Source organism: Microbacterium sp. J1-1 (genome assembly GCF_024498615.1).
In the GTDB taxonomy this organism is placed as follows: domain Bacteria; phylum Actinomycetota; class Actinomycetes; order Actinomycetales; family Microbacteriaceae; genus Microbacterium; species Microbacterium aurugineum.
The window spans coordinates 376,306-388,739 of sequence record NZ_CP089590.1 but is presented as its reverse complement, the minus strand read 5'-3'; the positions used below and the strand labels follow the sequence as shown (position 1 = coordinate 388,739).

At 69.1% G+C, this 12,434-nt stretch carries 11 protein-coding genes; 1 reads left to right on the top strand and 10 read right to left on the bottom strand.

What is annotated here, in order from left to right; all coding sequences use genetic code 11:
* Nucleotides 1-131: 131 nt before the first annotated feature.
* From LRQ07_RS01840 to LRQ07_RS01820, 5 genes are read right to left on the bottom strand one after another with little or no spacing between them, the layout of a single operon-like run.
* Nucleotides 132-1,862, bottom strand: a complete 1,731-nt coding sequence (locus LRQ07_RS01840) for an acetyl/propionyl/methylcrotonyl-CoA carboxylase subunit alpha (RefSeq protein ID WP_131492067.1) — start codon at nucleotides 1,860-1,862, stop codon at nucleotides 132-134.
* Nucleotides 1,859-3,472 (bottom strand): urea amidolyase family protein, encoded by a 1,614-nt coding sequence (locus LRQ07_RS01835; protein ID WP_131492066.1) that lies wholly within the window; start codon nucleotides 3,470-3,472, stop codon nucleotides 1,859-1,861. The genes LRQ07_RS01840 and LRQ07_RS01835 overlap by 4 nt, the downstream gene beginning before the upstream one ends.
* Entirely contained in the window at nucleotides 3,472-4,272 is an 801-nt protein-coding gene (locus LRQ07_RS01830; protein WP_131492065.1) for a putative hydro-lyase, read from the bottom strand. The genes LRQ07_RS01835 and LRQ07_RS01830 overlap by 1 nt, the downstream gene beginning before the upstream one ends.
* A 1-nt stretch (nucleotide 4,273) precedes the next feature.
* Nucleotides 4,274-5,038, bottom strand: a complete 765-nt coding sequence (locus LRQ07_RS01825) for a LamB/YcsF family protein (RefSeq protein ID WP_131492064.1) — start codon at nucleotides 5,036-5,038, stop codon at nucleotides 4,274-4,276.
* Between the two features lie 4 nt (nucleotides 5,039-5,042).
* Nucleotides 5,043-6,320 (bottom strand): NRAMP family divalent metal transporter, encoded by a 1,278-nt coding sequence (locus tag LRQ07_RS01820; protein WP_047522189.1) that lies wholly within the window; start codon nucleotides 6,318-6,320, stop codon nucleotides 5,043-5,045.
* Nucleotides 6,321-6,492: 172 nt separating this feature from the next.
* Between LRQ07_RS01820 and LRQ07_RS01815 the strand changes: the two genes are divergently transcribed.
* Entirely contained in the window at nucleotides 6,493-7,146 is a 654-nt protein-coding gene (locus LRQ07_RS01815; protein ID WP_131492063.1) for a GntR family transcriptional regulator, read from the top strand.
* 18 nt (nucleotides 7,147-7,164) lie between these two features.
* Here LRQ07_RS01815 and LRQ07_RS01810 read toward each other — a convergent pair whose 3' ends face one another.
* The 5 genes from LRQ07_RS01810 to LRQ07_RS01790 form a co-directional block, all read right to left on the bottom strand.
* The gene (locus tag LRQ07_RS01810) at nucleotides 7,165-7,851 is read right to left on the bottom strand and encodes a TetR/AcrR family transcriptional regulator (protein WP_131492062.1); all 687 of its coding nucleotides are present in this window, start codon (nucleotides 7,849-7,851) and stop codon (nucleotides 7,165-7,167) included.
* A gap of 57 nt (nucleotides 7,852-7,908) precedes the next feature.
* Nucleotides 7,909-8,904, bottom strand: a complete 996-nt coding sequence (locus tag LRQ07_RS01805; RefSeq protein WP_131492061.1) for a LacI family DNA-binding transcriptional regulator — start codon at nucleotides 8,902-8,904, stop codon at nucleotides 7,909-7,911.
* Between the two features lie 121 nt (nucleotides 8,905-9,025).
* A complete protein-coding gene (locus tag LRQ07_RS01800; protein ID WP_256535670.1) occupies nucleotides 9,026-10,456 on the bottom strand; it encodes a GH1 family beta-glucosidase in 1,431 nt (476 codons plus the stop codon).
* 5 nt (nucleotides 10,457-10,461) lie between these two features.
* Nucleotides 10,462-11,352 (bottom strand): carbohydrate ABC transporter permease, encoded by an 891-nt coding sequence (locus LRQ07_RS01795; protein ID WP_256535669.1) that lies wholly within the window; start codon nucleotides 11,350-11,352, stop codon nucleotides 10,462-10,464.
* On the bottom strand, nucleotides 11,349-12,389 hold the full coding sequence (locus LRQ07_RS01790) for a carbohydrate ABC transporter permease (RefSeq protein ID WP_256535668.1): 1,041 nt from the start codon (nucleotides 12,387-12,389) through the stop codon (nucleotides 11,349-11,351). Before LRQ07_RS01790 ends, LRQ07_RS01795 begins: the two co-directional genes overlap by 4 nt.
* Between the last annotated feature and the right edge of the window lie 45 nt (nucleotides 12,390-12,434).

Genomic DNA, 12,434 nt, shown 5'->3' with positions numbered 1-12,434 from the left:
TTCTCCCGCCGGCTCTCCCGCCGGCTCTCCCGCCGTCGCGGTTCACAACTCCGCAGAAGTAGCCCGAATCCCGCTTCATGCGGCCGGTTCGGCCCGGAACGGCTACGTTTCTGCGGAGTTGTGAACGCGACTTAGTCGATGACCGCGAGCACGCCGTCGGCCGAGACCGTCGCGGAGAGCGCAACACGCTGTGAAAGCGTGCCGGCGCGATGGGCTTCGACCGTCGTCTCCATCTTCATGGCGTCGATGACGGCGACCGGATCGCCCTGTGCGACCTCCGCGCCCTCCTCGACGAGCCAGCGCACGAGTGTGCCCGGCACGGGGGAGCACAGTTCGGTCGGATCGGCGGCGGGCGTGGGCACGGCAGCGCCCGTCGGCGGCCCGAGTCCTGCGAGCAGAGCCGCCGGGAGCCCGAGCATCACCCGCCGTCCGTCGATCTCGACCGGGAAGCGCTGCAGCACAGCGTCCGGCAGCGCTGACGGGCGGGGATGCATCTCCAGCTTCGGCAGCAGCGCGCTCTCGATCCACTGCGTGTGCACCGCGAAGGTCTCGGTGGCGAACGCCGCATCGTCGAGGGCGAGCAGGTCGAACGGGATGACCGTCGCCGGACCCTCCACCACGAGCTCACGCAGTGCCCGGCGCGCCCGCACGATGGCCGCGTCGCGCGACTCCGCGTGCACGATGAGCTTGGCGATCATCGAGTCGAAGGCCGGCTGGACGACGTCGCCCTCATCGATGCCGCTGTCCCACCGCACGCCAGGACCACCGGGGATCCGCAACCGCTCGACGCGGCCGGGGCTGGGCAGGAATCCGCGACCGGGGTCCTCGGCATTGATCCGGAACTCGAACGCGTGGCCGACGGGGTCGGGCGTCTCGGTGAAGGACGGACCTTCCCCGAACGCGATCCGGAACTGCTCGCGCACCAGATCGATCCCGGCGACCGCTTCGGTGACCGGATGCTCCACCTGGAGCCGGGTGTTCACCTCGAGGAAGGAGATGGTGCCGTCGGCGGCGAGCAGGAACTCCACCGTGCCGGCCCCGCGGTAGGAGACCTCGGCGCAGATCGAGCGTGCGGCGTCGTGGAACCGGGTCCGCTGTGCGACGGACAGTCCGGGCGCGGGGGCTTCCTCGATGAGCTTCTGGTTGCGACGCTGCATCGAGCAGTCACGATCGCCGACGATGACGACACCGCCGCGTCCGTCGCCGAGCACCTGGACCTCGATATGACGCGGGCTCTCCAGGAACCGCTCCACGAAGCACTCGCCTCGACCGAACGCCGCGATGGCCTCGCGGGTGGCCGCATCGAACGCCTCCGCCACCGCGGACAGCTCGCGCACGACCTTGAGTCCACGCCCGCCGCCGCCGAAGGCCGCCTTGATCGCGATCGGGAGACCGTGTTCCTCCGCGAAAGCCACCGCCTCCTCCGCGCCGGCCAACGGCTCATCGGTTCCGGCCGCCAGAGGGGCACCGACCTGCTGAGCGATGCGACGCGCGGTCATCTTGTCTCCGAGCGCGTCGATGCTCGCGGGCGTCGGACCGATCCAGACCAGCCCGGCCTCTTCCACCGCTCGCGCGAACGCGGCGCTCTCCGACAGGAATCCGTATCCGGGATGCACGGCGGTCGCCCCCGACTGCCGTGCGGCGGCGAGCAGCGCGTCGATGGAGAGGTAGGTGTCGGCGGCCGTAATGCCGACGAGACCCACGGCCTCGTCGGCGAGGCGCACGTGCAGGGCATCGACGTCCTGGTCGGCGTACACCGCGATCGATGCGTAGCCGGCTTCGGCACAGGCACGGATGACGCGCACGGCGATCTCTCCGCGATTGGCGATCAGGATCCTCTGCGTGGTCGGCGCGGCGGTCATGAGGTCTCCTTGACGATGAAGCGAAGGCGCACGCCCGGTGGCAGCTGACCTGCGAGGTCGAGGCTGCGGTCCGTGAGTGCACCGATGATCGGGTATCCCCCGGTGAGGGGGTGGTCGGGGAGGAACAGCACCGGCTGCCCGTCGGGCGGCACCTGGATCGCACCGGTGACGGCGCCCTCGCTCGGCAGCTCCCCGCCGCGTGCGCGTTCCAGGGGCACCTCGCCGTGGAGCCGGATGCCGACCCGGTCGGAGCGCGGCGTCACGGTCCACTCCTGAGCGGTGAGGGTCGCGAGCGCGTCGGCCGTGAACCAGTCGTCGCGGGGACCGAGCGTGATCTCGAGCTCGACGAGGTCGCCCACGGCCGGCAGCTCACGGGGCAGGGCGTCGGGTTCGACCGGGTGCGAGGCGACGCCGCCCACCGGGACGACCGCGCCCGCGGTCAGCACCTCGGGTCCGAGTCCGGCCAGGGTGTCGGCGGCGCGGCTGCCCAGTGCAGCAGCCGCCTCCAGTCCACCGCGGACGGCGATGACATAGCGCAGTCCGCGCGCGGGATGGCCGAGGGTCAGCTCGTCGCCGTCGACCGTGGCGAAGGGCACACCGTGGGCCACGGAACGGACAGCGCCCTCGACGTCGGTCAGGCTGAGCGCACCGACCGCTCCGGTGACCGCGGCGACGCCCGCTCCCCGGAATCGCAGCACCGCACCGCCGACGCTCTCCAGCACCGCGGCCGCGGTCGCGTTGCCCACCGCACGGTTCGCATCGTGCAGGGCCCGGCGGTCGGCCGCCCCGGATGCCGAGACCCCGAGCGCCGCGAAACCCGGGCGCCCGGCATCCTGCACCAGCAGCTGCAGCGACGGGCGGACCACTTCGACCGCAGCCTGTGTGCGGAAACCCAGAGCATCCGCATCCGTCTCGGCGTGTTGCTCCACGACACGCCCCGGGCGCACCGCGTCGTCTCCGTTTCGACCCGATTCGTCCGACCCCGCCACACCCGGCCGAGCCACTTCGCGCACGTGCTCGAACCGCACGGAGGTGCCGGGGGCCAGGAGTGCGGGAGGGTCACGGTCGATGTCCCACATCACGGCGTCCGTGCGGCCGATCAGCTGCCATCCTCCGGGGCTCTCGCGCGGATACACCCCAGTGAACGCGCCCGCGAGTGCCACGGACCCGGCGGGCACGCGCGTGCGCGGTGAAGATCGGCGCGGCACGTCGAACAGGGGATCGCTGCTGACGACGTAGCCGAATCCGGGGGCGAAGCCCGAGAACGCGACCCGCCAATCGGCAGCGAGGTGCCGGTTCACCAGTTCCTCCGTCGAGACCCCGAGCAGGGTCGCCGCTTCGTCGAGGTCTTCGCCGTCGTACCGCACCGGCACGACGACCTCGCCCGCGTCCGGGAGTTGCGCGGTGTCGATCTCCACGGCCGCGAGCGCGGTCGCCAGCTCGACGGCGGAGACCCGCAGCGGATCGAAGCGCACGAGCACGGTCCGGGCACCGGGAATGCGCTCGACCACCCCGGGCACTCCCTCCCACGCGAGGTTCAGGCGCATCGCCTCGTCGAGGTCGGCCGCCTCGACGAGCAGAGCATGATCGGATGCCGTGAGGATGCGCATCAGACGAGGTACTCCGCATCCGGAACGTCGGTGATGAACATGTACCCCGGCGCGTGCGTGATCGCGAACGGCGGCTTCGAGGCCATGATCGCGGCCTGCGGGGTGACCCCGCAGGCCCAGAACACCGGCACCTCGCCGGCACGGATCTCCGGGGGGTCACCGAAGTCGGGGCATGCCAGATCGTCGATCCCGAGCGACGCCGGATCCCCGATGTGCACCGGAGCGCCGTGCACCGCCGGAGTACGGCCGGAGATCTGCACGGCATCCGCCACCCGATCCGCAGCGATCGGCCGCATCGACACGACCATCTCGCCGCTCAGCCGTCCCGCCGGCGTGCACGGCACCGCTGTCCGGTACATCGGCACGTTGCGGCCGAGCTCCTGGTGGCGGATCGGAATCCCCGCTTGCACGAGACCGGATTCGAACGTGAAGCTGCATCCGATCAGGAACGACACGAGGTCCGGATGCTCCGCCCAGGCCTCGGTCGCGTCGGAGACCTCCTCCGCCAGCTCTCCGTCGCGCCAGACGCGATAGCGGCCGATATCCGTGCGGATGTCGCTGCCGGGCGCGAGCCGGGACGCCACTTGCCCCTGTTCGATGACCTCGAGCACCGGGCACGGCTTCGGGTTCCGCTGCGCGAAGAGCAACGTCTCGAAGGCCCAGTCGGCCGGCACCGCGATGAGGTTCGCCTGGGTCAGCCCCACCGCGACGCCGCTGGTCGGCTCGGCGTGCCCCGCCCGGATGGCGGCGCGAGCCGCACGCGCATCGGCGAGCTGATCGGCGGTGGCGAGGACGGTCATGTCAGGCGCCCGTGAACGGGGCGATCGTGATGCCGGCGTCCTGCAGCATCCGCTTCGTCTCGGCGGCCATCGCCACCGAGCCGGGGCTGTCGCCGTGCACGCAGATCGACTGCGCGGCCACGGGCACATCGGTGCCGTCGATCGCCCGGATCACACCGTCGGCGGCCAGGCGCACCATGCGCTCGGCGACCGCGGCCGGGTCGTGCAGCACGGCCCCCTCCTCGGTGCGCGACACCAGCTGCCCGTCCGGCTGATAGGCGCGGTCGGCGAACGCCTCCGCCGCAACGGCGAGCCCTGCCCGCTCGGCGACGTCGAGCACGACGCCTCCGGACAGGCCGAGAAGCACCAGGCTCGGGTCGATCGCACGGATCGCGGCCACGACGTCCTTCGACTGACGCTCGTCCCGCGCGATCGTGTTGTACAGCGCACCGTGCGGCTTGACGTAGGCGACCCGTCCGCCGACCGCGGCGGCGACCCCCATCAGTGCGCCGAGCTGATACTCGACGTGCGCCTGGAGCGTGGCCGAGTCGATGTCGACCTTCGTGCGTCCGAAGTTCTCGTAGTCGCGGTAGCCGGGGTGCGCACCGATCACGACCCCGCCCTGGACCGCGGCCGTGAGCGTCTGCCGGATACCCTCCGGATTGCCGGCGTGGAAGCCGCACGACACGTTCGCACTCGTGACGAGGCGGAGCATGCTCGCGTCGTCGCTGACGATCCGGTCGGCGACGTTCTCGCCGAGGTCCGAGTTCAGGTCGATCGAGGTCATGCGATCACGCTCCGATTCCGAGGAAGGCGAAGATGGGGCCGACCGAGACGATCCCCATGTACCAGGTCAGCAGCGTCACGAGCGTACCGGCGATCAGCAGCCACATCGGGTACTTCTTCGAGCCGAGCAGATCGCGACGGAACCAGCCGATGTACATGAACACCGTGAGGCCGATCGGCAGGATCAGACCGTTGAAACCGCCCACGAAGACGAGGATCGCCGCGGGTGCCGTGCCGATCGACAGGTACACGGCCAGCGACACCACGATGAACGCGACGGTCGCGAGCTGCAAGGGCCAGCCGCCCCTGAGCTTCTTCGTGAAGGTGGAGAGGAAAGTGGCCGACGTGTACGCCGCACCGATGACAGAGCTGATCGCGGCGGCCCAGAAGATCGCGCCGAAGATGCGCAGTCCGGCGTCGCCGAGCACCGCGCCGAATGCCTGCCCCGCGGGGTTCGCGGCCTGACTCGACAGGTCGAGAGTGACACCGGAGGCCACGACGCCGAGGATCGCGAGGAACAGGACGTAGCGCATGATGCCCGTGACGAGGATGCCGTTGGCGGCGGCGCGCATCACCGGACCGGCGCGCTCGGGTCCGGTATGCCCGGAGTCGAGGTAGCGGTGTGCACCGGAGTAGGTGATGTAGCCGCCGACCGTTCCACCGACGATCGTGGTGATGGTGGCGAAGTTCAGCTCGTCCGGGAGGAAGGTCTGGGAGAGCGCTTCGCCGAGCGGCGGCTGCGCGATGAAAGCCACGATCAGGGTCATCACGATCATGCCGAGGCCGAGCACGATCAGGACGACATCCATCACCCGCCCCGCCTTCTTGATCAGGAAGATGATGATCGCCAGCGCTGCGGTGAGTGCGCCTCCGAGCTTCGGATCGATGCCGAGGAGCGCGTTCATGCCGAGCCCGCCACCGGCGATGTTGCCGATGTTGAACGCGAGTCCGCCGATCACGACGAGGACGGCGATCACGTGTCCGGAGAAGGGGATGGCGCTGTTGGCGAGTTCGCCGGCGCGCTTGCCCGACGAGGTGATCATGCGCCACACGTTCAGTTGCACGGCGATGTCGACCAGGATCGAGACGAGGATGGCGAAGGCGAACGCCGCCCCCATCGTCGCGGTGAACGTCGCCGTCTGGGTGATGAAGCCGGGGCCGATGGCACTGGTGGCCATGAGGAAGATCGCACCGAGGACGGCACTGCGGCCGGCGCGCTTCTTGACGGCGGCCAGGCGGACTTCGTCTTCCGGGGAGAGGGAGGCGGTGGACTGCTCGGACATGGAGGGGGATTCCCATCGTCGTTGGTGGGTGTCGGGTGACCCCCAGTGTAGAACGGATAGACACTGATTGTTCAACAATATTGTTTCGGCTGTGCTACGAAGACGTTGCCCGCGTGTGTTTTCTGGGGAGGATCCTCGAACGATCGATTCCTTCGCCACCTACGATGAAGGCATGAACCAGCAGGGCATGCTTCCCGATGTGCTCCGTCAGCGCATCATCGACGGCGACTTCGCTCCGGGATCGCGTCTGTCCGAGTCGGCCCTCGCCGAGCAGTTCGAGGTCTCACGCAACACCCTCCGCGAAGCCTTCCGCGCACTCGCTGAACAGGGGCTGCTGGAGCACATCCCGCACCGTGGCGTCTCCGTCGCCTCCCCGTCGATCGCCGACGTCATCGACATCTATCGGGCCCGTCGCGTGATCGAATGCTCCGCGCTGCTGCAGTCGGAACCCGAGCACCCGGCCGTCCAGCGGATGAAGGACGCGGTCGAGTCCGCGGAAGCGGCCCGGGCCGAGGCGGCGGACGACCCTCGGGCCTGGCGCCGGGTCGGAAGCGCCAACATGGCCTTCCACGTCGCACTGGTCGATCTCGCCGACAGCCCCCGACTGGCCCGCACGTACCGCGATCTGGCAGCCGAGCTCCGCCTGGTCTTCCTCAAGATCGACGACCCGCGTTCGCTGCACGAACCCTTCGTCCGCAAGAACCGCGCCGTGCTCGACGCATTCCTCGCGCGCGGCCCGCAGGCCGGAGCCACCGAGCTCGAGCGCTACCTCGTGCAGTCGGAACGCGTGGTGCTCGGCGCCTTCGCCCGCATGCGCCTGGAGTGAGCGACCTCGCACCGCGCCTCAGGCGGTGCCCCCGGGCGGGTGCGGACCGGACTCGAGCGCTCCGGTCGCTCGCGGACGCCGTTCGCCGTCCCGCAGCCGCACGGGCGGGACAAGGGGCGCGGCGGGTGCGGGCAGTCCATATCGGCGGTAGACCCAGCGTCGCGCGTCTTCGAGTGGATACGTGTCACCGAACACCGCGAACTTCACGAAGACGCCTTCGAGGGTGCTGCGGAACATGATCTCCTCGAGCTCCGGATCCTCGGCGCCCCGCGCGCGGAACAGCTCACGCATGGCATCCTCCGCTGCCGTCACGCGTACCTCGTGTCGGACCTCCGACTCGGCGAACAGCCGGTGCGTCGACGGCTGCTGCTGCATCGCGAGCACCGCCCGCTCCAGCGGTGTCGCGTAGCCCGTCGCCCCGAGCGCCCCGTCGATCACGGCAGCGAGCATCTCGTCCGGCGTGCCTTCGACCCGGGCGAAGCCGAGCACGGTCTCGAACCAGCGATCGATGACGGCCGCGATGAGCTGGTCCTTGCCGCCGAAGTGATAGTTGACGAGCCCCTGGGCCACACCTGCACGCGTCGTGATCTCCGCGATGCTGGCCCCGGCGACTCCGCGCTCGGAGAAGGCCGCGATCGCCGCCTGCAGGATGCTCTCCCTGGTACGTTCGCGCGCCTGCCGATACTGCTCGTCGGAACGTGCCATGCGGCTTCCTCTCCCGTGTTCCGCGGTGTCCCTGCCTCTGAGCACGTGCCGCCCGACTCAGGCCGAGGCGCGCACCACGAGTTCGGTGGACAGGATCGTCGTGGTGGGCGGGTCCTCGCCCGCGAGACGCGACAGCAGGACCCGGGCCATGGCCTCGCCCTGCGCGTACATCGGCTGACGCATCGTGGTCAGCTGCGGATCCGTGCTGACCGCGACCGACGAATCGTCGAAGCCCACCAGGGCGATGTCCTCCGGAACCCGCAGGCCCGACGCACGCAGCGCCGTCAAGGCACCACGGGCCATCAGGTCGCTCGCGACGAAGATGGCGTCGGGGCGCCCGCCCGCGAGAAGCCGTCGAGCGGCGTCCGCCCCGCTCGCCTCGCTGTAGTCCCCCTCCTCCTCCGCATACGGGGAGAGACCGGCATCCTTCAGCGCCTCGCGGAAACCCTGCACGCGGTCGACCGACGCGACCATCGTCAGCGGCCCGGAGATCGTCGCGATGCGCGTACGGCCGATGTCGATCAGGCGCTGAGTGGCGTTGCGCGCTCCGGTGACGTTGTCGACGTCGACCACGTAGTCGCCCTCATGGCGTCGCACCGGCCGACCGCCGAAGACGACGGGGACGGCATCCGCGATCCGATCGACGAAGGCGTCGCTCGTGTGATGCGAGACGATCAGCGCGCCGTCGACTCCGCCGTTGCGCACGAAACTGGTCATCTTGTCACCGGGATCGTCGCTCGCGATCAGCAGGTTGAGCAGGTAGTCCGAGCTGCCGAGCGCCCCCGTGATGCCGGCGACGATCGCTGCGAAGAACGGGTCGCCGAAGAAGCGGGTCGTGTCCTCGGGGATGATCAAGGCGATCGCGTGCGTCTGCCTCGACGCCAGCGAGCGTGCCGCGCGATTGGGCACGTAGTTCAGCTCGTCGATCGCGGCCCGCACGGCGGCCAGGGCCTCCGGGCTCACGGACGTCGATCCGTTCACCACCCGCGACACGGTGGACCGGGATACTCCGGCGGTGGATGCCACCTCTTCGATGGTCGCTCGGGGCGACATCAGCGTACGCACTCTTCCATCGCCCTATTGTCGCTGACCATCTCCCTTCGAATCACGCAAATGGTCGCATCCCGACCACGGATCGAGCCATTCACGCGATTCGAACGGGGAGGAGGCCGCCCTACAGAGCGCGAGCGGTGATGATCCGGGCGTACTCGCGACCGGAGTCCTTGAGCGTGCGCTCCTGGGTGTCGTAGTCGACACGGACGATGCCGAAGCGCTTGTCGTAGCCCCACGCCCACTCGAAGTTGTCGAAGAGCGACCAGTAGAAGTAGCCGCGCACGTCGACACCTGCATCCGCCGCATCGAGCACCGCGGCGAGGTGCAGACGCAGGAATTCGGTGCGGTCGGCATCGTGCACACGCTTCTCGTCGCCCTCGATCACCACGACGTCGTCATAGGCAGCGCCGTTCTCAGTCATGTAGAGCACGGTGCCCGCAGGCTCGGCGTATTCGGTCCAGATCCGCTGCAGCACGCGGGTGAGGCCCTCGGGCTGCACCTCCCAGTTCTGCGCGGTGCGCGGCAGACCCCGCTCGACCGCGTGGATGCCCTCGCTGGACGGATACGGGCTGCGCCGGACGCGATCGGTGTCCGGCTCCGCGGAGACCGGCCCCTGGGCCGGTGCCGTGCCGGACACGAAGTCGCCGTGGTAGTAGTTCACGCCCTGGGTGTCGATGCGCTGCGCGATGGTCTCGAGGTCACCGTCGTGGACGGCCGCCTCGAACCGCGCGACCGCCTCGGCATCGACCGCACGGATGTCCTCGACGATGTCGGCCGGGTAACTGCCGCGGTAGATCGGATCGAGGAACCAGCGGTTGAACTGCCCGTCCACCCGGCGGGCGGCATCGAGGTCGGCCGGGTTCTGCGGATCGGCGGGATCGGCGACCGTGTGGTTCAGCGTGATGCCGAGGTTGAGCGACGCATCGCGACCGCGCAGCTCCTGCACGGTGCTGCCGTGCGCGAGCAGCAGATGGTGCGCGGCGAGCAGCCCCTCCGCGACGCTGGTGTGACCCGGCGCGTGCTCGCCCGCCGTGTAGGAGAGGAACGACGAGCACCACGGCTCGTTCAGCGTCGTCCACACGTTCACCCGGTCGCCCAGCGCATCGTGCATCGTTCCCGCGTAGTCGAGGAACCGATCGACCGTGTCACGGTTCGTCCATCCCCCGCCCTCCTGCAGCGCCTGCGGCATGTCCCAGTGATACAGCGTCAACCAGGGCAGGATGTCGGCGCCGAGGAGTTCGTCGACCAGCCGTTCGTAGAAGTCGACCCCGGCGGGGTTCACCGCACCGCCGTCCGGACGCACCCGCGACCACGACGTCGAGAACCGGTACGTCTGCAGGCCGAGCTCCTTCATGAGCGCGACGTCCTGCGGGTAGCGGTGGTAGTGGTCGCAGGCCACGTCGCCGTTCTCCGCGCCGATCACGGCACCGGGCACACGGGCGAACGCATCCCAGATCGACGCGGTGCGCCCGTCCTCGAACGCGGCCCCCTCGATCTGGTACGCCGCCGTCGCGGCACCGAAGAGGAAGTTCTCGGGGAAGGAGCGGGTCATACGGGTCATCCTTTCACCGCGCCCGCCATGATGCCACTGACCAGCTGGCGACCCGCGACCACGAAGAGCACGAGCAGCGGAAGGGTCGCGAGCACCGCGCCGGCGAGCACGATCGAGTAGTCGATGTAGTACCCCGACTGCAGCTGGCTGAGGGCCGTCTGCAGCGTCGGGTTCTGGGGGGAGAGCACGATCAACGGCCACAGGTAGTCGGTCCACGCGGTCATGAAGGTGAAGAGTCCGAGGATCGCCATGGCCGGTCGCGCCGCCGGGAGGCCCACCGTCAGGAACGTCCGGAACTGGTTCGCCCCGTCCATCCGCGCGGCCTCGATCAACTCGTCCGGGATCACGTCGACCAGATACTGGCGCATGAAGAAGACGCCGAACGCGGTGACCAGGGTCGGCACGATCACCGCGCCGATCGTCCCGGTCCAGCCGAGTTCGCGCATCAGCATGAACAGCGGGATGATGCCGAGCTGTGTCGGGATCGCCATGGTCGCGATCACGAAGATCATCAGCCCGTCGCGACCCTTGAAGCGCAGTTTCGCGAAGGCGTACCCGGCGAGCGTCGAGAACGTGACGACCGAGAGCGTGATGATGCCCGAGATCACGAACGAGTTGCCGAGCGCGAGCCAGAACGGGATCGCATCGAACACCTGAGCCGCGTTGGTGAGGAAGTTCCCGCCGGGGATCAACGGCAGCGTCTCACCTCGGGTGGCGTTCGTGCCGCTGGCGACCACGACCGACCACCACAGCGGATACACGCTGCCGATGATGAACGCGGCCAGGAGTCCGTAGGTGAGGAAACCGGGTCGGCTGCCGATGCCGGCGTTGCCCCCGGTCCCGGCCTGACGACGCCGGATCTTCTCCGGAACGCTGAGAGCCTGCGTGGCGGTCATCGGGTCCCCTCCTCGGTGCTCGTGCGCGCACGGCGACGGGCCGCGCGATTCTTCGGGGCGTCACCGGTGGAGATGCGCCGGGAGATCAGGAAGTTGATGACGCCGATGGCCACGATCAACAGGAAGAGCAGGATGGCGACCGCCGAGGCCTCGCCGAGGTTGCGGCGGAAGAAGGCGAGTTCCCACAGGAACAGGACCGTGGTCTGGAACTGCCGATCGCTGCCACCGATGCCGCCGGCCGTCGACACGTCGAACAGGCGGGGCTCGGCGAAGATCTGCAGGCCGCCGATCGTCGCGGTGATGATCACGAAGATCAGGGTCGGACGGATCGTGGGGATCGTGATCGAGAAGAACCGCCGTGCGGCACCGGCGCCGTCGAGAGCGGCGGACTCGTACAGGTCGCGCGGCACGGCCTGCATCGCCGCGAGCAGGATGAGGGCGTTGTAGCCCGTCCAGCGGAAGTTCACCATGACCGCGATCGCGATGTGCGACAGGGCCGTGTTGTGCTTCCACTCCTGATCGGCGATCCCGACGAGATTGAGCAGGTTGTTGGCCAGACCGTCGGCCTCGTTGAAGATGCTCGAGAAGATGATGGCGACCGCGACCGGCGTGACCACGAACGGGATGAGCACACTCATCCGCCAGAACGTCGGGGCACGGAGTCCGCGGTCCAGGAGGTACGCGATCACGAGGGCGACGGCGAGCTGCGGGATGGCCGAGAGCAGGAAGATGCTCAGGGTGTTGCCGATCGAGTTCCAGAACATCGCGTCGCCGAGGATCTCGGAGAAGTTGCCGAATCCGACGAAGTCCCCCTCCCCCTTGAGCAGATCCCAGTCGTGCACGGCGACCCACACGGTGTAGAGCAGGGGGAACAGGCCGACCAGCCCGAACAGCAGGAAGAACGGCGAGATGTAGAAGTAGGGCGATGCGTTCTGGTCGAACCGCGAGACGCGATGACGCCAGGAGCGCTTCGACACGGCATCCTTCGCCGGAGGCGCCGTCTCGCGGTGCTCCGCGGGCGGGGCGGTGAGAGTCATGGGGTGTCCTTGTCCCGGAGGTCCGAGGGGTTCCGGTCGCAGTTT